At 39.0% G+C, this 20644-nt stretch carries 20 protein-coding genes; 6 read left to right on the forward strand and 14 right to left on the reverse strand.

Annotated elements, in window-relative coordinates:
• Positions 1–23 precede the first annotated feature (23 nt).
• Genes guaA through ACSHZO_RS02525 form a run of 4 tightly spaced genes read left to right on the forward strand, consistent with a single transcriptional unit; the run spans position 24 to position 4530 of the window.
• On the forward strand, positions 24–1553 hold the full coding sequence (guaA, locus tag ACSHZO_RS02510; protein WP_298246497.1) for a glutamine-hydrolyzing GMP synthase: 1530 nt from the start codon (positions 24–26) through the stop codon (positions 1551–1553).
• 22 nt (positions 1554–1575) lie between these two features.
• Positions 1576–3600, forward strand: a complete 2025-nt coding sequence (locus ACSHZO_RS02515; RefSeq protein WP_298246498.1) for a LysM peptidoglycan-binding domain-containing protein — start codon at positions 1576–1578, stop codon at positions 3598–3600.
• The gene (locus tag ACSHZO_RS02520) at positions 3590–3991 is read left to right on the forward strand and encodes an OsmC family protein (RefSeq protein ID WP_295178745.1); all 402 of its coding nucleotides are present in this window, start codon (positions 3590–3592) and stop codon (positions 3989–3991) included. Before ACSHZO_RS02515 ends, ACSHZO_RS02520 begins: the two co-directional genes overlap by 11 nt.
• On the forward strand, positions 3988–4530 hold the full coding sequence (locus ACSHZO_RS02525; RefSeq protein ID WP_298246499.1) for a DUF922 domain-containing protein: 543 nt from the start codon (positions 3988–3990) through the stop codon (positions 4528–4530). Before ACSHZO_RS02520 ends, ACSHZO_RS02525 begins: the two co-directional genes overlap by 4 nt.
• On the opposite strand, the gene ACSHZO_RS02530 is transcribed toward ACSHZO_RS02525, so the two are convergent.
• From ACSHZO_RS02530 to ACSHZO_RS02545, 4 genes are all read right to left on the reverse strand, one after another.
• Entirely contained in the window at positions 4527–5477 is a 951-nt protein-coding gene (locus ACSHZO_RS02530; RefSeq protein ID WP_298246500.1) for an NAD(P)H-dependent flavin oxidoreductase, read from the reverse strand. The genes ACSHZO_RS02525 and ACSHZO_RS02530 overlap by 4 nt on opposite strands.
• Positions 5477–7057 (reverse strand): S8 family serine peptidase, encoded by a 1581-nt coding sequence (locus ACSHZO_RS02535; RefSeq protein WP_298246501.1) that lies wholly within the window; start codon positions 7055–7057, stop codon positions 5477–5479. The genes ACSHZO_RS02530 and ACSHZO_RS02535 overlap by 1 nt, the downstream gene beginning before the upstream one ends.
• Before the next feature lie 25 nt (positions 7058–7082).
• Positions 7083–8297: a tRNA 2-thiouridine(34) synthase MnmA gene (gene mnmA, locus ACSHZO_RS02540; RefSeq protein WP_298246502.1), complete on the reverse strand. Its 1215-nt coding sequence runs from the start codon at positions 8295–8297 to the stop codon at positions 7083–7085.
• 84 nt (positions 8298–8381) lie between these two features.
• Positions 8382–8792, reverse strand: a complete 411-nt coding sequence (locus ACSHZO_RS02545) for a lipocalin family protein (protein WP_298246503.1) — start codon at positions 8790–8792, stop codon at positions 8382–8384.
• 186 nt (positions 8793–8978) lie between these two features.
• On the opposite strand from ACSHZO_RS02545, the gene ACSHZO_RS02550 reads away from it, so the two are divergent.
• Positions 8979–9989, forward strand: coding sequence for a fasciclin domain-containing protein (locus ACSHZO_RS02550; protein WP_298246504.1), 1011 nt, complete (start codon positions 8979–8981; stop codon positions 9987–9989).
• A gap of 72 nt (positions 9990–10061) precedes the next feature.
• Here ACSHZO_RS02550 and yidC read toward each other — a convergent pair whose 3' ends face one another.
• The 6 genes from yidC to ACSHZO_RS02580 all read right to left on the reverse strand — a co-directional run bounded on the left by yidC (position 10062) and on the right by ACSHZO_RS02580 (position 15787).
• Positions 10062–11915: a membrane protein insertase YidC gene (gene yidC / locus ACSHZO_RS02555; protein WP_295182175.1), complete on the reverse strand. Its 1854-nt coding sequence runs from the start codon at positions 11913–11915 to the stop codon at positions 10062–10064.
• Positions 11916–11960: 45 nt separating this feature from the next.
• On the reverse strand, positions 11961–13601 hold the full coding sequence (locus ACSHZO_RS02560) for a CTP synthase (RefSeq protein ID WP_298246505.1): 1641 nt from the start codon (positions 13599–13601) through the stop codon (positions 11961–11963).
• A 111-nt stretch (positions 13602–13712) separates the two neighbouring features.
• Complete coding sequence (locus ACSHZO_RS02565) at positions 13713–13949, reverse strand: DUF3820 family protein (protein WP_141877230.1); 237 nt, start codon at positions 13947–13949, stop codon at positions 13713–13715.
• Positions 13950–14318: a response regulator gene (locus ACSHZO_RS02570; RefSeq protein ID WP_298246506.1), complete on the reverse strand. Its 369-nt coding sequence runs from the start codon at positions 14316–14318 to the stop codon at positions 13950–13952.
• The gene (locus ACSHZO_RS02575; protein ID WP_298246507.1) at positions 14315–15184 is read right to left on the reverse strand and encodes a histidine kinase; all 870 of its coding nucleotides are present in this window, start codon (positions 15182–15184) and stop codon (positions 14315–14317) included. The genes ACSHZO_RS02570 and ACSHZO_RS02575 overlap by 4 nt, the downstream gene beginning before the upstream one ends.
• 15 nt (positions 15185–15199) lie before the next feature.
• Positions 15200–15787: a carboxymuconolactone decarboxylase family protein gene (locus ACSHZO_RS02580; protein ID WP_298246508.1), complete on the reverse strand. Its 588-nt coding sequence runs from the start codon at positions 15785–15787 to the stop codon at positions 15200–15202.
• A 228-nt stretch (positions 15788–16015) separates the two neighbouring features.
• Between ACSHZO_RS02580 and ACSHZO_RS02585 the strand changes: the two genes are divergently transcribed.
• Positions 16016–17551: a GH3 family domain-containing protein gene (locus tag ACSHZO_RS02585; RefSeq protein WP_298246509.1), complete on the forward strand. Its 1536-nt coding sequence runs from the start codon at positions 16016–16018 to the stop codon at positions 17549–17551.
• Here the strand turns inward: ACSHZO_RS02585 and ACSHZO_RS02590 are convergent.
• From ACSHZO_RS02590 to ACSHZO_RS02605, 4 genes are all read right to left on the reverse strand, one after another.
• Positions 17548–18129, reverse strand: a complete 582-nt coding sequence (locus ACSHZO_RS02590; RefSeq protein WP_295182579.1) for a hypothetical protein — start codon at positions 18127–18129, stop codon at positions 17548–17550. The two genes, ACSHZO_RS02585 and ACSHZO_RS02590, sit on opposite strands and share 4 nt — an antisense overlap.
• A gap of 222 nt (positions 18130–18351) precedes the next feature.
• On the reverse strand, positions 18352–18810 hold the full coding sequence (locus ACSHZO_RS02595; RefSeq protein WP_298246511.1) for a DUF4168 domain-containing protein: 459 nt from the start codon (positions 18808–18810) through the stop codon (positions 18352–18354).
• A 135-nt stretch (positions 18811–18945) separates the two neighbouring features.
• Complete coding sequence (locus tag ACSHZO_RS02600; protein WP_298246512.1) at positions 18946–19392, reverse strand: DUF1801 domain-containing protein; 447 nt, start codon at positions 19390–19392, stop codon at positions 18946–18948.
• 40 nt (positions 19393–19432) lie between these two features.
• Positions 19433–20617, reverse strand: a complete 1185-nt coding sequence (locus ACSHZO_RS02605) for an MFS transporter (protein ID WP_298246513.1) — start codon at positions 20615–20617, stop codon at positions 19433–19435.
• Positions 20618–20644: the final 27 nt, after the last annotated feature.

The raw sequence follows: 20644 nt of genomic DNA on the forward strand, positions 1-20644 counted from the left end.
TACCTAAATTCCTATTTTTGCACATGCAAAACAACGTACTCATCCTAGACTTTGGTTCGCAGTATACACAGCTTATTGCAAGGCGTGTTAGGGAACTGAACATTTATTGCGAGATCTATCCATACTCGAAAATTCCAGAAGATTTATCAGGTTTTAAAGCGGTTATCCTTTCAGGAAGTCCATTTTCTGTAAGAGCCGAAGATGCCCCGCACCCAGATCTGTCACAGATAAGAGGTAAATTGCCTATGCTGGCAGTTTGCTATGGTGCTCAATATCTTGCTCACTTTTTCGGTGGAAAAGTTGAACCTTCAGATACGAGAGAATTTGGAAGAGCGAATCTTTCAGTGATCAAGGATGCAGAATTGTTGTTTGAAGATATCAAAGAGAATTCACAGGTTTGGATGAGTCACAGTGATTCTATTATAAACCTTCCTGAAAATGCGGTAAGACTGGCGAGTACTTCAGATGTGCTAAATGCAGCTTACAGAATTGAAGGTGAAGAGACTTACGCAATCCAGTTTCATCCGGAAGTTTATCATTCAACCGATGGTAAGCAATTATTAGAGAACTTTCTTGTAAAGATCGCGGGTACCGAGCAAAGCTGGACACCTGGTGCCTTTGTGGATCTAACAGTTTCAGAATTACAGGAAAAGATCGGAGATGACAAGGTAGTTCTGGGTCTTAGTGGAGGTGTGGATTCTACGGTTGCTGCCGTTCTATTACACCAGGCAATTGGTAAAAACCTGTACTGTATTTTCGTTAATAATGGTCTTCTACGAAAGAATGAATTCGAAAGTGTACTGGACCAGTACAAGGACATGGGGCTTAATGTAAAGGGAGTGGATGCTTCGGCACGATTTCTGGATGCGTTGAAAGGTCTTTCAGATCCTGAAGAAAAGAGAAAAGCGATCGGGAATACTTTTATTGAAGTTTTCGATGATGAAGCTCACGAGATCAAGGATGTTGTTTACCTGGCCCAGGGAACTATCTATCCAGATGTGATCGAGTCGGTTTCAGTTAATGGACCTTCAGTAACGATCAAGTCGCACCACAATGTGGGAGGATTACCCGATTTCATGAAGCTGAAAGTGGTAGAGCCGCTAAGAATGCTATTCAAAGATGAAGTTAGAAGAGTAGGAAAGGAACTTGGAATTGACAAAGTATTACTCGGGAGACATCCATTTCCAGGTCCGGGACTGGCGATTAGAATTCTTGGTGATATAACGGCAGAAAAAGTGCGAATACTTCAAGAAGTAGATCATATCTTTATACAGGGATTAAGAGACTGGATGTTATATGACAAAGTATGGCAGGCCGGAGCGATCTTACTACCCATACAGTCGGTAGGAGTCATGGGTGATGAAAGGACTTACGAGCAGGTTGTAGCATTGAGAGCTGTGGAATCCACAGATGGAATGACTGCAGACTGGGTGAATCTACCTTACGAGTTCTTGCAAAAGACTTCGAATACAATAATCAACCGGGTGAAAGGCGTTAATAGAGTAGTCTATGATATTAGCTCCAAACCGCCGGCAACTATAGAGTGGGAATAAAATCTCGAAAAAAGATAAAAGAATGAAGTACCTATTTGTGTTATGTTTCCTGTTCCAGGTGATAAGTATGTCTGCAAACGCGCAGTCGTACAAATATCATACTGTGAAAAAAGGTGAAACTGTTTTTAGTATCTCCCAGTCTTACAGTATTGATGAGGAGGATATCTATAAATACAATCCGGAAGCAAAGAACGGAATAGGGATCGATGAAAAACTCGTTATTCCAATTTCGGAGAATAAAACTGAAGTGTCTTTAAATACAGAAACTTCAGCTACATCTATGTCTTTCAAAGAGCACCAGGTAAAGAAAAAGGAGACGCTTTATAGTCTTTCAAAGGAATACGGAGTTAGTATCGATAATATTAAAAGGTATAATAAGCAATTATATTCCAAGGAGCTCCAAATAGGAGAAACCATTCAAATTCCTGTTGGAAATATTCCTGCGGAAAACGTGGTGGTAAAGAATACTCCGCAACCGGAATCAACAAATCAGTCAGAGAAAGCTCCCGCAGAGAAACCTGTGAATTCTAAAGTTTCCAGTAGTTCGCAAAACTTCAAGACAAGAGAGCATATCGTACTTCCGCAGGAAACCAAATATGGAATTGCAAGAAAGTATGGGATGACGCTGAAGGAGCTGGACGAGATGAATCCTAAAGTAGAAATATTACAGCCTGGTATGATGATTCGTGTTGGCACTGCTGTCCTGGATGAGGAACCGGTGATTATCACTGATGATCGTTTTAGATTTTACGAAGTAAAACCACAGGAAACCCTTTACCGACTGTCTAAAAAGTTTGAAGTATCTCAGGATTCTTTGATTAGGTTGAATCCTGCACTAACTGAAGGATTGAAATTTGGGATGGTACTTAAGGTTCCTAAAAAGGATGGAAATTCTGAAAATGAGGAGAATAACCAGTATACTGGTATGGAAGCAGGTTCGCAGTCTAAAGTAGATCTCAAATCTTTTATCGATAATCGCGATCCCAAGGAGATCGCTTTGATGCTGCCGTTCCATCTCGATAAGGTGGATGCCGATTCAATTCCTACCTATCGTAACGCTATTCTAAATGAAAGAGTGATACGAATTTCTCTTGATTTCCATAGTGGTGTTCTAATGGCTGTGGAGAAAGCGAAAAGCATGGGGATTTCTACAAAGCTTAAGGTGTATGATACCAGAAGAAGTACTGGGGAAGTCTCAAACATTTTAAGAACGAATAACTTTGATCATGTAGATGCGGTTATAGGTCCGCTAATTCAGGATGTAACAGAAACTGTAGCTGGAGCGCTCGAGAATAGGAACATTCCTGTGATCAATCCACTTAGTAATCGAAGTATGAAAGGCTACGGAAACTTATTCCAGTCCCGACCAAGTGAAGAATTTCTAAGATCGAAAATGGTTGACTATATCGCCAGAAATGCGAGTGGAAAAAATGTGATTGTTATTGCCGACTCAAAATCTTTTGCCATCAAAAATGAATTGATGAGTGCGGTACCTTCAGCGAGAACGGTAAATCCTTCAGATAATTTTGTTTCCGAAGCAAAACTGACGGAAGTAATGTCTTCCGGCGAAAACTGGGTGATTCTTGAGTCTGAAAATATGAACCTTATAAGTAGTGTTGCTGCTGCTTTGAACAGGTTAACAAGAAATAATAAGATCACGCTGCTTACTACCAATAAGAATAATGGATACGAAAGTGATGTGATCTCCAACAATCATCTGGGAAAATTGAAACTTCATTACCCATCAGTAGACAAGGAATTCGATACCCAACAAGATGATGAATTCATAAAAGAGTATGCTAAGAAATTTAAAGTTCAGCCTAACCAGTACGCCATGCGTGGTTACGATCTTACAATGGATGTATTGTTAAGACTGGCTTCTGCGGAAGATCTATACGAAAGCTTTGAAAAATATCCTGGCTATACTGAATATTACGAGAGTAAATTTCATTATTTGATGAAGCCTGAGGGTGGATATACTAATGATGCAATCTATATTTTAAACCTGAATGAAGATCTAACTATAACTGAAGCAAATGACCTCTAAAGTTACATACCTCGGAAATTTAAGAACAGAAGCTGAACATTTGCAAAGTGGATCGAAGATGATCACCGATGCTCCTGTGGACAATCATGGTAAAGGGGAAGCTTTTTCACCAACAGATACGGTGGCAACGGCACTTGCTTCATGCATGCTTACGATCATGGGAATTAAGGCCAATGATCATCAAATGGAAATTGAGGGTACTACCGCTGAGGTTACCAAGGTGATGACCGATAAGCCTCGAAGGATTTCGAAAATTGAGATCAACATATCTGTAAAAGGAAGCTTTGAGGAGAAGGAAAAGAAGATCCTGGAGAACGCGGCACTTACCTGCCCGGTCTATCATAGTCTGCACACAGATATTGAAAAGCTAATAAATTTCAACTATTCGTGAGAAAAGTATTTCTCGTTTTATTTCTCTTAGGGATTGTCCATATTGGCGGTGCACAGGAACAAAGAAAAATTGCTTGGGCTGATATAGATCTTCTTAGCTGGCAAAATTTTGAAGCTGCGCCAGATTATAAAATAGATTTTTCAGCAAATACAAATTCCGGGATAAGCTATTCCTGGAACTATAGTACGAGCACAGGAAAGCCTGAGCTTACCCATGAAGTGAAAAGTAATTTTTATCCAGATCTAAGTTGGGTAAAGGACGTAAAAAATCCCGAATATTTACTGGCTCATGAACAATTACATTTTGATATAACTGAATTGCATGCAAGGAAACTGAGAAAGCGGCTTGCTGAATATGAACCTGGCAGAAGGATCCGACAGGATTTAAAAAGACTTTATAATATTACTGAAACTGAAAGAGTCGCTATGCAGAATCGTTTTGATAAAGAAACTTCACATAGTGAAAATAAAGAAGCAGAGTTACGTTGGAGAAAATTCGTGGCTTCTAAATTGGCTGACTACGAAGATTACGCGCTTTAAAATTGTTGGCAAGCGATTTTAGTTTCTTCAAATTCAGAAATCATTTCCTTTACAATTTCAGCAGCAGGTTTGATCTCATTGATCAATCCGGAAATCTGGCCTATTTCAAGTTCGCCTTCTTCCAGATCACCTTCATACATCCCTTTCTTTGCTCTGGCTCTTCCGAGTAAAGAAGTAAGATCTTCTTTGCTTGGAGATTTAGTATAAAGTTCCTGAACATCTTCAAAAAACTTGTTCTTCAGTAGTCTGACAGGTGCAAGTTCTTTCAGGGTAAGTACAGTGTCACCTTCTTTTGCTTTTACTACCATATCCTTGAAATTCTGGTGAGAACTTGCCTCGGGTGTCGCTACGAACCTGCTTCCAACCTGTACGGCATCAGCCCCGAGGACCATAGCGGCAAGCATTCCTTTTCCATTGCCAATCCCTCCAGCTGCTATCAGCGGAATATCGATCTTTTCACGAACCATAGGAATCAAGGTAAAAGTGGTAGTTTCATCACGACCATTATGACCACCTGCTTCAAATCCTTCAGCAACAATAGCATCTACACCGGCTTCCTGAGATTTTACAGCAAATTTCACACTGCTTACTACGTGTACCACTTTGATCCCATGACTTTGTAGGTGAGATGTCCAGGTCTTAGGATTCCCGGCAGAAGTAAATACGATCTTAACATCCTCATCAATAATAATATCCATGATCTTCTCAATATCGGGATAGAGCATCGGCACGTTTACCGCAAAAGGGTGATCGGTAGCTTTTTTACATTTTTGAATATGTCCCTTAAGGATCTCAGGGTACATGGAACCTGCCCCAATAATTCCAAGACCACCGGCATTAGAGACCGCACTGGCTAATTTCCAGCCGCTTGCCCAGATCATTCCCGCTTGTATTAATGGATATTCAATATTGAAAAGTTCAGTGATTCTATTGTGCTTAAAACTCATTACTTTTTGATGATAAGAAATTTTTCAGTCGTGTTTTCAGATTCAAACATAGCAATATAAATACCACGAGAAAAGCCGGAAAGATTAATTTCTGAAGAAACGCTGCGTTCGCTTAAGACCATTTTTCCTGCGGTATTGAAAATCCGGATATTATAATCGGTTGCTGGTCCGGCAAATTTCAGAAATTCGTCTACTGGATTTTGATATAAAATTAATTCCGAAGAATTAGGAGCTACGGGATTAGCGGGAGTTGAAAAGTCTGGAATACCATACCCCAGGAAATCATTCGTGGAATTGCCAAGATGCCCCAGATCTCTAATCAATTGCATCACTTCGAAATTAGTCCATTCCCGGTTTAATTGCCAGAAGCATGCAATGGCTCCTGCCATGATCGGGCTGGAGAATGATGTGCCATTCACGCCAACGAGCCTGTCATCTTCGTTGATAGCTGCGACCTCGATAGCCTGAGCCACCACATCAGGTTTAATTCTCCCGTCTGCGGTGGGCCCAACAGAACTAAATGGGGCATAATTACTTGAAGGATCAACTCCGCCAACGGCAAGCACATTAGCATCTGCAGGAGCACTTATGATATTGAAATAACCCTCGTCTCCACGATTTCCTGCTGAAGTTACCACAAGCATCCCCTTCTGCATGGCCATATTGGCTCCTCTGGAAATAAAACTTGTCTTCCCATCCATATCTGCCGGAGTATAACTATATGCCGGCTTATCGTAAACGGTGTATCCAAGTGAAGTATTGATGATATCGACGCCCAGACTATCAGCTCTCTCGGCTGCCTCCACCCAATAGGCTTCCTCAACTGGAGTTTCGGTAGCCGAAACTTCAGTAACAAAAAGATAATAGGCAGCATCTGGCGCAGTGCCTACGTAAAGATTCTCTCTAAAAGCAGCCATGGTGGAAAGTACCAGTGTACCATGATTATCCAGGGTGATTGCGGAATAATCCTCTGATCGATTTGTGAAATCATAGCCTCCCAGTAAATTGTCGTTGTTCCTTAAATTCTCAAATGACACCAGAGAATTAACATTTGGAAAACCAGAGTCCATCACGGCGATGACGATGTTAATACCGGTTAGATCCTGCTCATGTAAATTCTGAAGATTAAGCATTCTGACCTGGTTAGCGGTTGAAGCATAATTGAAATCTATTTTTGTTTCAAGCTTATTCTCGTTGCTTTTCTGCGGATTGCTTTGACTCCTGCTAGATAGTTCTTCAAGGAACTGGACATTAGCAACATGCTCCAGACTTTCTAAAATCTCAATTGAATTTCGTTCACCTATTGCATAAACGCAATTAAACCATTTGGATTTAGCCTTTATTTCGAAACCAGATCTTGCTTTAAGATCGCTAATAAAAGGTTCATGAACCGGAACATCAAGAAAATCAATGGTTGTTCCTCTCAATAATTTACGCTCGTAAGCTCTTTCAGAAAAAAGATTTGCGGGAGTTTCGAGTGCTTCAACGGCATTAGGTTTGTTTGTAAAATAAACCAAAGCATGATTCTGCGCGAAAGCACAACTGGAGATAAAAAAGACAAGTAGGAATATTCTTTTCATAGCAAACTGCCGGCAGGCAAGTAAGTTACGAAATTACCCCAGAACCCAGCAGTTCATCTTTACTATACCATGCTACAAACTGACCTTCGGTAATAGAAGCTTGAGGTGTTTCAAAAACCACATACAAACCATTTTCGGTTTGATGTAAAACTGCTTCCTGCAAAGGCTGGCGGTATCGAATACGAGCTTTAACTTTCATCTCTTTTCCATTTCCGATAGCCAGGTCCTTGCGAACCCAGTGCACTTCATCATTTGAAATGAACAAAGCCTGCCTGTAGATCCCGGGATGGTTCTTGCCCTGTCCCGTATAGATCACATTTTCATTTACATCGGTATCGATCACGAATAAAGGTTCCGGAGTACCACCCACAGCGAGACCTTTTCTTTGTCCCTTTGTGAAATAATGCGCACCTTGATGATTTCCTACAACCTTGCCCTGATCTTTATGATAATTGTATTTTTTAGAAAGATATTGCAGTTCCTCTTTTTTAGTTGAAAAGCTCAATTCTTCCTCGTTATAAATACTGTCTTCGGAAGAGACCTCTACAATAACCCCTTCTTTTGGTTTTAATTTTTGCTGAAGAAAATCCGGAAGTCTTACTTTACCAATAAAACAAAGTCCCTGAGAATCTTTTTTATCAGCAGTTACCAGATCCTGTTCTGAAGCGATCTTTCTTACTTCAGATTTCTGAAGTTCTCCAATAGGGAAGAGGGTTTTAGAAAGCTGATCCTGGGTTAACTGACAAAGAAAATAAGACTGGTCTTTATTGGAATCCATTCCAGACATAAGCTGGTAAATGGTTTCTCCATCCTTCTCAAATTCAGATTTGCGACAATAATGACCGGTAGCGACGTAGTCTGCACCCAGAGACAGCGCGATCTTCATAAAAACATCGAACTTAATTTCTCGATTACAAAGTACATCTGGATTTGGAGTTCTACCTTTTTCATATTCGTTGAACATATAGTCAACGATACGTTCCTTGTATTGTTCGCTTAGGTCTACGGTTTGAAATGGGATCCCTAGTTTTTCTGCCACTAGCATCGCGTCATTGCTATCATCCAACCAAGGGCACTCATCTGAAATGGTTACCGTATCATCATGCCAGTTCTTCATAAAAAGACCTATCACTTCATATCCCTGCTCTTTCAACAGGTATGCTGAAACACTGGAATCTACACCTCCAGACAAACCAACCACTACTTTTTTCATAGGTATCTTAACTTTTCTTTGACTCACATAAGAGTCGGATAAGAAGCTGCAAAATTACGAAATAAAAAAGGGTAGCGAAAGCTACCCTTTTCAATAAAATTTTGGTGCGGATTATTTTTCGAAGACAACCTCAAAACCAGGTAAATCTGAAGTTGTGAGTATAAAGCTATTTTCACTGATGAAATTGACATTTCCGGTTGTCCTTTCATCTAGATAAGGTAAAAAGAATGTGTAATTATCACCTCCTTCGTAAGTCCAGTTACCTGTATTCTCACTTTCTAATTCACATTCCGAATCTGAACTTTGATAAAATTCTGAGACTGAACTTCCATCCTGATTAAATTGGATAAATGAGTCTTGATTACAAGTATCCAGAAGATTGCTACCTCCAATTGGTCTCACGCTTTGTAGATACCAAGTACCAATTATTTGACTTCCGTCATTATCTACTCCTGCATCATCGTCATCACTACAGGAAGCAAGGATTCCTGTAAATAGTAATAATATTAAAATCTTCTTCATAAATAGGTATTTAGGTTTCTCAAATATAAACAAAGTTAATTCGAATTCATGGATTGATTTAATCTGTAAATGATTGAATATCTTAAAACCAACTGTTTAATGAATTTTAACAAAGATTAAACAGAGTTATGAAAAATTCAGTAGTAGATTTATGTGATCAAAAATTTTAACTAAAAATCAAATGATATGAATTCAATTCTCAAAATCTCAAAAATTAGTATTCTATTGCTGGCAATCTGCTTCAGTTTTACAGCATGTGATGAAGACGATGACTTCATGACTTCAGATGATGTCATTGAAACTCCAGACCCAACAGATGATGTAGTAGAATCCAATACTATTGCAGATTTTGTGGTTGCTAACGAAAATTATTCATCACTTTTAGCCGCTTTAGAGGCTACTGGTTTGACCTCTACTTTTACAGGAGATGATGTTTATACCTTTTTTGCTCCAGATAATGATGCTTTTGCTGCTTTCCTTGATGAAAATGGATTTGATACCCTGGAAGATGTGCCAACAGATGTTCTTACGCAGGTTCTTTTAAATCATGTACAAATGGGGGAGATCTTTTCTTCAGATCTATCTACTGGCTACATAGAAAGTATGTCTACAGCTGGACCTGATGGTGAAAACCTAAGTATGTATATCAATACTGAAAATGGGGTGGTTATTAATGGTGTAAGTACTGTTGAAACTGCAGATATTGAGGTGGATAACGGTGTGATTCACGCTGTAAGCAATGTGATTGGATTACCTAATGTGGTAACTTTTGCACTTGCAGATCCTACTTTTGACACTTTAGTTGCTGCATTGACCAGAGAAGATTCTTATACTTTTGTATCCACTCTACAAGCTTCTGATTCTCCAGCGCCATTTACTGTTTTTGCTCCTACAAATTCAGCTTTTGGAGATCTTTTAACTGAGCTAGAACTTGAGGAACTTGGAGATCTTGATGCTGATACGCTGGCCACAGTGCTTAGCTACCATGTTCTAATAGATATGAATGTAACTTCAGATGAACTTGAAGATGGTATTGTAGTAACCTCGCTTCAGGGTGAGGATTTCACTATAAATCTGGGTGATACTGCAACCATTACAGATGCAAACGGAAGAACCTCAACAATCATCGCTACAGATGTTCAGGCTACAAATGGAGTGATTCATGCGATTGATACTGTTATTTTACCTACGCTATAATCGAAACTCAAAACTAAGAAAAAAGCCTCCGCATTTGCGGAGGCTTTTACATTAATTATATTTCAGAAGAAATTATTTACCCTTTTGTTTCTTTTGCTGCTCTTCAGCCTGCTCCATCATTTCCTGGAACTTTCGTGTGAACTTATTCTGTTTCTTAGGTTTTTTCTTGTTTTCCTGAATTTTCGCATGAATCTTATCTTCGTCTACGATTACATATTTTATCACTAACATGATTCCAATCGTAATTAGGTTCGAAGTAAAGTAATACAAGGAAAGTCCACTCGCAAAGTTGTTGAAGAATACCAACATAAATAATGGAGAAAGGTACATCAGGAACTTCATATTAGGCATTCCTGGTTGTTGATTCGCCTGCATGCTTTGTCCGGTAGTCATCATCATGTAGATAAATATTGCTACAGAAGCAAGTATCGGGAACAAACTTACATGATCTCCATAGAACGGGATATGGAAAGGAAGTTCTGCGATCACATCATAACTGGAAAGATCGTCTGCCCATAAGAAACTTTTCTGTCTAAGTTGAAATGCACTCGGGAAGAACTGGAATAACGCGTAGAACACCGGTATTTGCATAAGCGCTGGCAAACATCCACTCATAGGACTGGCGCCTGCTTTGCTATACAGCTTCATGGTTTCCTGCTGCTTTTTCATCGCATTATCCTTGTACTTCTCATTCAGCTCATTGATCTCAGGTCTTAAGATCTTCATCTTAGCCTGTGATAAATAAGATTTATAAGTCACCGGAGAAAGAACAATTCTAACCACGATCGTCATGGCAATAATCGCCAGACCGTAACTTGGAAGAACGCCTCCTAAAAATGCAAAGAATGGAATGAATAGATATTTATTGATCCATCCAAAGATTCCCCAACCTAGCGGAATAATTTCATCCAGGTTTCTATCATAATCATTCAGGATCTTATAATCTGAAGGACCATAGTACCAGTTCATGTTGTAGTTAAGTTCCCCAGCCTTTAGTTCCAAAGGAATGCTGGAAGCGAATGTCTTGGTATAAACGGTGTCGATCTCTTCGTCTTCAACAAGATTCTCTACTTCGAAACTTGCAGTTGCAAATGGTGTATCCGTAAGTAAAATAGAGGAGAAGAAATGTTGCCTGTAAGCGATATAACTTATGTCCTCATCGTCGTCATCACCATCACTTAAACTGTCATCATCACCACCGTCATATTCCCAAATAAGATCAGTGTACTTGTTCTCATATGAAATACTCTTCGCATGACGGTATCCTTTCAATTTCCAATCAAGTACAGGTGTTGCTGAAGAATTCAATACACCGGTTAGTCCTTCTGAACGTACGCTGAAATCCAGCATATATTCTCCCGGTCTCATCGCGTATCGGTATTCCAGGTACTCATCTTCTGAAACCTTTAGTTTCATTGATAGGATCTGGTTTCCGTTATTTTCAGTTAACTCCGGTTCAAAATACAGGTTTTCAGTATTAAGAGTTCTTCCATCAGTAGTGTTTAAACTCATGTTCATGGAAGCATTCCCATCCTTGATAAGGTAAACGGGAATCGAATCGAAAGTCTTGAAATTCTTCAGTCTGGCTTCTTCAATATAACCACCTTTATTAGAAATCTTTAATTCCAGTAGATCGTTTTCTATTGTCGTAGAACCTCCTTTTGCAGAAGACAGTGTTTCAGAATATCCAAAAGCACCCAGACGTTTTTGAGCATCTACAAGAGCGGTCGAGTCGCTTGCTGGGGTAGCTGTGTTTTCTTCGAATTCAGGAGTCGTTTCCTGATCTCTACTAATATTTTCTTCCGTAGTTACTTCATCTACGACCTCCGCTTCGTCTGGAGTGTTATTGTAAAGCATCCAGAGAAGGATACCACCAATTAAAATAAATCCAATGATGGATTGGACATCAATTTTCTTTTCTTCCATTACTTAGTATTGCTTAATCTACCCAGTCAAATAAACGACCAGTTTCTATTTCTGCGCCATTTTGGCACTTTGTCTCTTTTCTGAATATTCCAATGCAGCTTTTACAAAAGAGACAAACAATGGGTGTGGACTAGCCACGGTACTCTTATATTCAGGGTGATATTGAACACCAACAAACCATGGATGGTCTGCGAGTTCAATCACTTCCACCAGTTTTGTTTCTGGATTTATACCGGTACTTAGCATTCCTGCATTTTCCAGTTGTTCCTTATATTGATTGTTGTATTCGTAGCGATGACGATGTCTTTCTGAAATCATGTCTTTCCCGTAAGCGTCATGAATTACAGACTTCTTACTCAGTTCACAATCCCACGCGCCAAGTCTCATCGTACCACCTTTATGTGTAACTTCTTTTTGGTCTGCCATAAGATCGATCACCGGATGCTTGGTATCAGGATCCATTTCAGAAGAATTCGCACCTTTTAATTTAAGCACGTTTCTGGCAAACTCGATGACAGCCATTTGCATTCCCAGGCAGATTCCTAAGAATGGCATATTGTTTTCACGAGCAAATCTCACCGCATCGATCTTTCCTTCGATACCACGTTCTCCAAATCCTGGTGCAACCAGAACTCCGTCAAGATGACTTATTTTATTGTGGATCGTACTGTCGTTTATAAATTCTGAATGAATGTATTCTACTTTTACCGAAACTTCGTTCTCGGCGCCAGCATGGATGAAAGATTCCAGAATAGATTTATAAGAATCCTGAAGTTCAACGTATTTACCAATAAGTCCAATATGTACTTCAGCCTTGGGATTCTTATGTCTCTTTAAGAATTGATTCCAGCGATCAAGATTAGGAGTAGAGTCGGTAGGGAGATCCAGTTTTTTCATGGTCACCGTATCCAGCCCTTCCTTAAGCATCATATTGGGGACATCATAAATAGTTCGCGCATCGATACTTTGTATCACAGCTTCCTGTCTCACATTGCAAAAGATAGCAAGTTTTCTTCTTATATCATCTGATAGTTCATGCTCGGTTCTGCAAACAAGAATATCGGCTTTGATACCGCTTTCCATCAACGTTTTTACACTATGCTGAGTTGGTTTGGTTTTCAATTCTCCTGCAGCAGAAAGATATGGAACAAGAGTAAGGTGAATTACCAGAGCATTATCATCACCAAGTTCCCATTTTAGCTGTCTTACAGCTTCAATATAGGGTAGAGATTCAATATCACCTACAGTTCCTCCAATCTCAGTAATAACAATATCGTAATCGCCATTCTTTCCGAGGATCTGTATTCTTTCCTTGATTTCATTGGTGATATGAGGAACTACCTGTACTGTTTTTCCTAAAAATTCACCACGTCTTTCTTTCTCTATGACGCTCTGGTAAATTCTTCCGGTAGTAACATTATTTGCCTGGGAAGTATTCACATTGAGAAAACGCTCATAATGGCCAAGATCTAGATCTGTTTCAGCTCCATCTTCAGTCACATAACATTCTCCGTGTTCGTAAGGATTTAAAGTTCCCGGATCTACATTAATATAAGGATCCAGTTTCTGAATAGTTGCTCTAAAACCCCTAGCCTGTAATAATTTCGCCAGAGACGCGGCAATAATTCCTTTTCCAAGAGAGGAAGATACACCGCCTGTGACGAATATATACTTGGTATCGGCCATTTTTAGTCGTGTTTGTTGTGTTGTTATTCAGGGCGCTAAATTACAAAGAAGAATAGAAAAACCGCTTACTTTGAAGTCCTAATCTTAAGAGGTTTTTAACAGGAGAAGATCCTATTTTCTGGGACGGGGATAGCGCATGCGAATTTGTCTCAAAAGGCCTTCGAGACTATTAACTTTGAGTTCGTAAACCTGTTGCATCTGGTCGCCAAGTTTTCCCTGCGGAAATCCTTTTTGTCTAAACCATACATAATATGGTTCGGGGATATCCGATAGATAGACACCTTTATATTTGCCAAAATGCATTTGTGCATAGGCTAATTCTAATAATTTCTGAGGATCTGGTTGCAATCAGGAAGCTTTTAAAAGTCCCGAAAGTTCGGAAAACTTCTGCTTATTCATAGGTTTCACCATGTATTTAATTACTGCCGGATAATCTTTAGCCTTATCTACATCGATCTTGCTGGTGCTGGAAGTAAGAATGATGATACGGTGACTGCAGTTCCTGCTCTGTAGCATTTCCAGAAATTCCCAGCCATTCATTTCTGGCATGTTTAGATCAAGAAATATTATTGCATCACGGTCTTCAGAAACAAACTCCATAGCTTCACATGGGTTTGTAAAATCTTTAACAGTACCTTGATATCCTTCGATTTCAAGAAGTTTCTTGGTAATAAAATTCGAAATTGGCTGGTCATCTACCAGGTAGATCTTACTCATAATTCTTCAGCTTTTAAAGCCACTATTTCTTTTGATGCCATTTCTACTACTTCATGCAAAACCTCATCAAGTTCGTTTACAGTCGATTCCAGTTTTGGCATCATTTCACTTTTAAATGTTTCGGTATCCACTAGTTCAGCAAGCTGTACAATACCTTGTATTCTGGATAAAGGCTCACGAACGTTATGCGCATTCAAGGCTGAAATATGAAGCAACTTCTTATTCTTTTCAGCTATAGATTCGGTTCGTTTTGTTATAGTTTGCTGTTGATTTTTAACGATGGTTTCGATTTGCACATTCTTAAGCTTAATGGTCTCATAAGCTTCGGTTAAATTTTTATTCTGAATAGCGAGCTGCTTCTTAATATAGATCTCGTTGAGCTTAGATTGTATGCAATCAACTACCAGCTTCAGAATATCAATATCTCCTACTGAAAATGTCATTTGTTGATCGGCTAACAGGGATACTATCACCTTTGAATCGGTTTTATCAAATGACCATCCCCAGAGTACCGGATCAAATAGATCTGACCTTTCTACTTTGTTTTCTAGAAGTTTATCAGGAATGCTTCCGGTGAGTAGCGGAATGCCCGTTTCTTTAAGATCTCTCTCGTACGTAAATATTTCGGTCTCTGATTCAAAATCATACCAAATGTTACCAGAGAACTGTTCAACGATGAAATTATCTTCTTCCCGAATAATACACATTCTCAAGATCCTGAAATTTATAAGATACTTCAGGTTTGTCTTACAAACATTAGCGATCTCTTCCAGGTTCGAACAGCGATTTATACCGTTGGCGAACTTGGAATAGGCTTCATAGGTGATCCTGTAAAGTTGGGAAATATTACTGCTAATATCCTGCATCGTAGAAGAAAATCCTTATTCCGGCGTTTCTAAAAGTTCGTTGTCGATCTTTATTCCAGATACATCTGCAATCGTATTCAGCATGTTTACCAGGTCTGCCTGAGCCATAAGCTCCTGAATTTCTCTCTTTGTAAAACCTGCTTTTTCCAGACTATTAAAATCTTCATCAGAAATATCTGAATGATTTAAAGCTGCTTTGGTAACGATCTGTACAGCGGTTCGGTAGCTTACCGGCATCGACGGACTGTTGATATGTTGTGTAGCCTTAAAACCTTCATCCTCTGAGATCATACTACTCATACTATTTGCAAAGATTCCGTGTGCATGAGAGCAGTAATTGCAACCTCTTTCTTTTGAAACGTTATAGATGATCAATTGCTTTAATACGTTTGGTACTTCACCTTCCATAAGCGTATTCTTCAATTTGCTCCAATTCCCTTTTAATAAAGTGGCATTATCGCCCTGGCATTTAAACCAGTTTAAAACGAAGGGAAGTTGTAAGGTTTTTTTAGTGTCGTCGTAAATCGTCTGAACTTCCGGAGAAGCTTCATCGTAGGAAACCATTCTATAACGAGACTGGTTCTGGGGTAATGTTTGATTCATGTAGTTGTAAAGGGTATAATTATATTTCGGACTGTAAAAATTACAGTAATTTTTTGCATTTCATCGATGTTCAGAGGAATTTAACTTTATTCTAGAATGTCTTCGTACATATTAAATACAAAAAGTAAGATAAGACCTACAAAACTAACGAGTTAAATATATTGTAATCTTTAGTAGGATAGCGATCGTATCTTTAGTTTTGATGAGATTAAAAACTACTTACACAAAATGGCAATATTCGGTTCTATTATCAAGAGTTTGATTGATATAAAAGATTCTTTTACTTCTGAAGGTGATGCTAACACGGAGCAACTCGATGTTTTAAAAAGTCTGTTGGATAAGGCAAAAGATACAGCCTTTGGGAAGCATTATAAGTTTGCAGAAATCCTTGAGGCAGAAGATGTGGAAAAGGAATTTGCAAATAGAGTTCCTTATTTTGATTATAATAAAATTGATAAAGAGTGGTGGCATTTATACCACGAAGGAGAAACAGATGTCACCTGGCCCGGAACACCACCATATTTTGCTTTGAGTTCGGGGACTACTGGTAAAACCAGTAAAAGAATCCCGGTTACTGAAGATATGGTTGATTCTATTCGGAATGCCGGAATACAGCAGGTGAGTGCCCTGAGCCATTTTGATCTTCCAGCAGATTTTTTCGAAAAAGAAATAATGATGTTGGGAAGTTCTACAGATTTGCAAAAAGAAGGAGATCATGAGGAAGGTGAAATCAGCGGTATTAGCGCCAGTAATATTCCATTCTGGTTTAGAGGTTATTATAAGCCCGGCGTTGAGATTGCCAAGATTGACGAATGGGATGAACGTGTTAAGAAGATCGCAGAGACTGCTAAGGAGTGGGACATAGGTGCATTAAGCGGAATTCCATCATGGATGGAACTTATGTTGAAAGAAGTTATTAAATATCATAAAGTTGATAATATCCACGAGATCTGGCCTAATCTACAGGTCTATACCTCTGGAGGGGTGGCATTTGAACCATACGAGAAAAGTTTTAATGCGTTACTTGGGAAACCAGTACAGGTTATTGATACTTACCTGGCTTCAGAAGGATTTTTGGCATTTCAGCAAAGACCAGAAACGCATTCAATGAAGTTGATCACTAATAATGGGATCTATTTCGAATTTGTACCGTTCAAGCCAGATTACATTAATCAGGATGGTTCACTCACTGATGATGCACCTGTAATTTCCATAGATGATATAGAAGAGGAAGTGGATTACGTATTATTGATCTCGACCGTGAGTGGAGCCTGGAGATATATTATTGGTGATACTATTAAGTTTACAGATAAAGAAAAGCATGAGATCAGAATTACTGGAAGAACAAAATTTTTCCTGAATGTGGTAGGCTCTCAACTTTCAGTAAATAAAATGAACGATGCTGTTCAGGAACTTGAAGAAGAGTATGATATCAGGATCCCGGAATATGTAGTTTCAGCTAAGCGAGGAGAAGATAATGAATATTATCATTACTGGTATCTAGGTACTGAAGATCCTGCAGATGCAGATAAGTTATCTGAAAGCCTTGATAACGCCCTGAAAAATGCCAATAAGAACTACAAAGTAGCACGTGGAAAAGCCCTGAAAGGTGTTCGTGTGCAAACTATAGATCCTAATACTTTCCATGAATGGAACGCAGCCAATAAGAAAAAAGGTGGTCAGGTTAAAATGGAAAAAGTAATGAATGAAGAGAAGTTCGCTGAATGGGAAAAATTTCTTGAAGATCTTAAATCGAAGAATTAGTCGATAACTTCTTCATGAATTTCATCGATTAGCACCATAATCTCTTCCTGAGACAGATATAAATCCTGAATCCTGCTCTTATAGCTTTCACTAAGTTTGGAGTGATTCAGGATAAAATCTTTAGTAGCAATAATGTTCTGTCCTAATCCGTGGTTTACAGCATACGTATCTGCAGCTCTTTCAGCTTCACGAATATAGTTATTAGAGGTTACGTAACGAATTCCAAACCACAGCATGTCTATGGCAGATCGATCGCGATAGTCCATTACATGGCCAAGTTCATGACCAAGCCATCCAATTAAAACTTCAGAAGGGACGTCCTTTACACTAAAGGTCTCGTCTTCGATCTTAAACTTTTCATTTATATAAATAACATAGCTCCTATTCTTCCTGTTTTTGAAGAATCCGCTCAACTTAGGTTGAGCCTGCATGAAGGACTTTTTTATGTTCTTTTTGAATTTAAATTCAATAGGAGTGTCTTTAAGCTCCGGATAGTGAGAAAGTGCTACATAGGTTTCACGCCATATATTATCTGGTACGATCTTATTGCTATACTCTAAACTGTCCTTTTGATGCATATTCAATTTCTGCTGGGCACTGCACCACGTAAACATCATCATGATTATGATAAAACTGAATCTGCTTTTAAGTAGGCTTGCCATAGTTAGTTAATATTTCTAAAATTACAACAAAATCGATGCCTCCGGGACATTCAAATTTTAAAATAGACTTAAATGTTTGGGTCGTAGGCATAAAAAAAGTGGGCGGAGCCCACTTCTCTATACTATGAAACCAAAAAATTATCCTTGTAGTGCCTTCTGTAATCTTTGTTGAAGTTCAGGATCTTTTTGTAATGCCATCACCAATTGTTGGTAACGTTCCTTACTAAGATTACTTTCACCAATTAATTTCTCCATTCTTTGTTGAAACTGTGGTTGAATTTCTTCCAATTCTGCAACTACGATCTTGTACTGTTTCGATTCAGCTTCAGTAGTTTCCACCTCTTTGTTTGGATCCATGTTTGCCTGATGAATTTCATTAAATCTCTGAAGATCCAGTTTCTGTTCCTGAACAACCAGTATCATCTCCTGTTGAGCTTCCTGGTTTACCATTCTCATTTTCTGAAAAACTTCAGCAAATTCAGTTAATTCAGAATCCGTTACCTCTATTTGTTGTTGTGGTAGTGGTGCATTTTGAGCATTTACCGTTGCTGTTCCCAGTGCAAAGATCATCGCAATTCCACCTAGTATCTTTTTCATAAAACTTTGATTTTGTATTTAAGCTGGTGAACTTACAGGTTTTAGTAAAGCTCACCAATTCTTTAAGAAAGATGATCAAATACTTAAGAGAGGTTTAACTGCATTCACACTAATCTGTTAAACCTAAAATGTTTTTCAACGATTTTGATAAAGTGTGACCCATTCTTCAACAGAGAATCTGGTCATAAGCTCACCTATAAGATCATAAGGAATAGCTTGCATATTCTTAAACCGAACACAACTTTTTCCCATATCCGGTTTCTTCCCGGTCATACTTTTATAGCTTTTTATAAACCAATTTCTCAACTCAGCGTCTGCATAAATACCTGAATGATAAAGTGCAAGGTAATTTTTTTGATTGGCAAGATGTGCAAAGGGGAGTGGTAGTTTGGGATCACAATGATATCCTTCTGGAAATATAGAATGAGGCACCACGTAACCTATCATTTTATAATTCATGATTTCCTCGAATCCTTTGGGAAGGTTCTCCAGAATACTCTTTCTCAAATTCTGGAGCGCTTCTCTTTTTTCTGCTGGAGCTTCGGAAATATACTGTTCTGGAGAACTGCCTTCAATTTGCATGATCTTATTTTCTTCAATATAAGGAATGCCGTGGATTTTTTTATAAACTTTTACTTCTGAAGTTTTTGAAATAAATAACTCCCAGAATTGGACCTGCAGCGAGGATCACGAACATATATTGCTGAGGAAGCAGTTCCTGGCTCCTACCGACAATCTGGATACTCAAGATAGTGATCGCGTATCCTATAGAGTTGACTAAAGTAAGTGCAGTTCCCCGACCTTCAGCAGGAGCAGATCTTGCGATAAGTGTTGAAAACAAAGGAGAATCGGCAATAACCATAACACCCCAGAAGATCAGAAAAATAATAAAGAACACTTCCGAAGCAAATAACATTAGCAAAGGAGATATGAGACAACATATTCCTGAAAAGATCAATGCAGTTCTGGCAACACGAGCCACGCCGAATCTTTCAGATAAAATACCACTGATAGCACAAGCCACCGCTCCAGAACCAATAATGAGAAAACTATAAAGAGGAATATTCGAGATACTATCAGGGTGGAAGTGATTGTAAATTTTTATCATAAAAGGGACAAAAGCCCAAAAGGCGTAGAGCTCCCACATATGGCCAAAATACCCAAATGCAGCGCTTCGAAAATTAGAATTATGGAAGAGTTTGAGAATATTAAAAGAATCTTTAGCCCCATGAGGTTTCCGAAATGGTCCATCGGGAACCAGCATCCTGAGGAGAAGTCCGCCTGAAAGCGCCAATGCGCTTGTGCTAATAATAACCACATTCCAGCTCAATTGAACAATTTCGCTGGTAGCTTTCAATAAATGAGGAAAACCCGTACCCAGAACCAGTGCGCCTACCAGAAACCCCAGAGACCGGCCCAATCCTTTCTCGAAGTGATCTGAAGCTATTTTCATCCCAACCGGATAAATACCTGCCAGGGAGAATCCTACCAGAAACCTAATGATCATAAGACTATACAGGTTGTTCTCTTCCAGGATCGTGGCGAGATTGAAGATTGAGCCAAAAATGGCACATAGAAAAAATACTTGAGTAGGAGAGAATTTATCTGAAATGCTTAAAAAAGCAAATAATAAGGTCCCGAGAATGAATCCAGATTGGACCGCAGAGGTAAGTAAGCTTAGAGCATTGGAAGATAACTCGAAAACTGAAGTTAGCTCTGGCATTACAGCGTTGCCCGCGAACCATAAGGACGTACAGCAAAATTGGGCAAATACGATAACAGGTAATATCCGGGAAGGTACTTTCAAGAATGAGTTGTTTTCTTACTGGATATA

Origin of the sequence: Christiangramia sp. 3-2217-3z, from assembly GCF_051195275.1 — a bacterium.
GTDB classification, from domain to species: domain Bacteria; phylum Bacteroidota; class Bacteroidia; order Flavobacteriales; family Flavobacteriaceae; genus Christiangramia; species Christiangramia marina.

What these genes read in the sequence shown, in the direction of transcription:
- guaA (WP_298246497.1), top strand. Translation starts at nt 24, where the DNA reads ATGCAAAACAACGTACTCATCCTAGACTTTGGTTCGCAGTATACACAG.
- ACSHZO_RS02515 (WP_298246498.1), top strand. Translation starts at nt 1,576, where the DNA reads ATGAAGTACCTATTTGTGTTATGTTTCCTGTTCCAGGTGATAAGTATG.
- ACSHZO_RS02520 (WP_295178745.1), top strand. Translation starts at nt 3,590, where the DNA reads ATGACCTCTAAAGTTACATACCTCGGAAATTTAAGAACAGAAGCTGAA.
- ACSHZO_RS02530 (WP_298246500.1), bottom strand. Translation starts at nt 5,477, where the DNA reads ATGAGTTTTAAGCACAATAGAATCACTGAACTTTTCAATATTGAATAT.
- ACSHZO_RS02535 (WP_298246501.1), bottom strand. Translation starts at nt 7,057, where the DNA reads ATGAAAAGAATATTCCTACTTGTCTTTTTTATCTCCAGTTGTGCTTTC.
- ACSHZO_RS02545 (WP_298246503.1), bottom strand. Translation starts at nt 8,792, where the DNA reads ATGAAGAAGATTTTAATATTATTACTATTTACAGGAATCCTTGCTTCC.
- ACSHZO_RS02550 (WP_298246504.1), top strand. Translation starts at nt 8,979, where the DNA reads ATGAATTCAATTCTCAAAATCTCAAAAATTAGTATTCTATTGCTGGCA.
- yidC (WP_295182175.1), bottom strand. Translation starts at nt 11,915, where the DNA reads ATGGAAGAAAAGAAAATTGATGTCCAATCCATCATTGGATTTATTTTA.
- ACSHZO_RS02560 (WP_298246505.1), bottom strand. Translation starts at nt 13,601, where the DNA reads ATGGCCGATACCAAGTATATATTCGTCACAGGCGGTGTATCTTCCTCT.
- ACSHZO_RS02570 (WP_298246506.1), bottom strand. Translation starts at nt 14,318, where the DNA reads ATGAGTAAGATCTACCTGGTAGATGACCAGCCAATTTCGAATTTTATT.
- ACSHZO_RS02575 (WP_298246507.1), bottom strand. Translation starts at nt 15,184, where the DNA reads ATGCAGGATATTAGCAGTAATATTTCCCAACTTTACAGGATCACCTAT.
- ACSHZO_RS02580 (WP_298246508.1), bottom strand. Translation starts at nt 15,787, where the DNA reads ATGAATCAAACATTACCCCAGAACCAGTCTCGTTATAGAATGGTTTCC.
- ACSHZO_RS02585 (WP_298246509.1), top strand. Translation starts at nt 16,016, where the DNA reads ATGGCAATATTCGGTTCTATTATCAAGAGTTTGATTGATATAAAAGAT.
- ACSHZO_RS02590 (WP_295182579.1), bottom strand. Translation starts at nt 18,129, where the DNA reads ATGCATCAAAAGGACAGTTTAGAGTATAGCAATAAGATCGTACCAGAT.
- ACSHZO_RS02595 (WP_298246511.1), bottom strand. Translation starts at nt 18,810, where the DNA reads ATGAAAAAGATACTAGGTGGAATTGCGATGATCTTTGCACTGGGAACA.
- ACSHZO_RS02600 (WP_298246512.1), bottom strand. Translation starts at nt 19,392, where the DNA reads ATGCAAATTGAAGGCAGTTCTCCAGAACAGTATATTTCCGAAGCTCCA.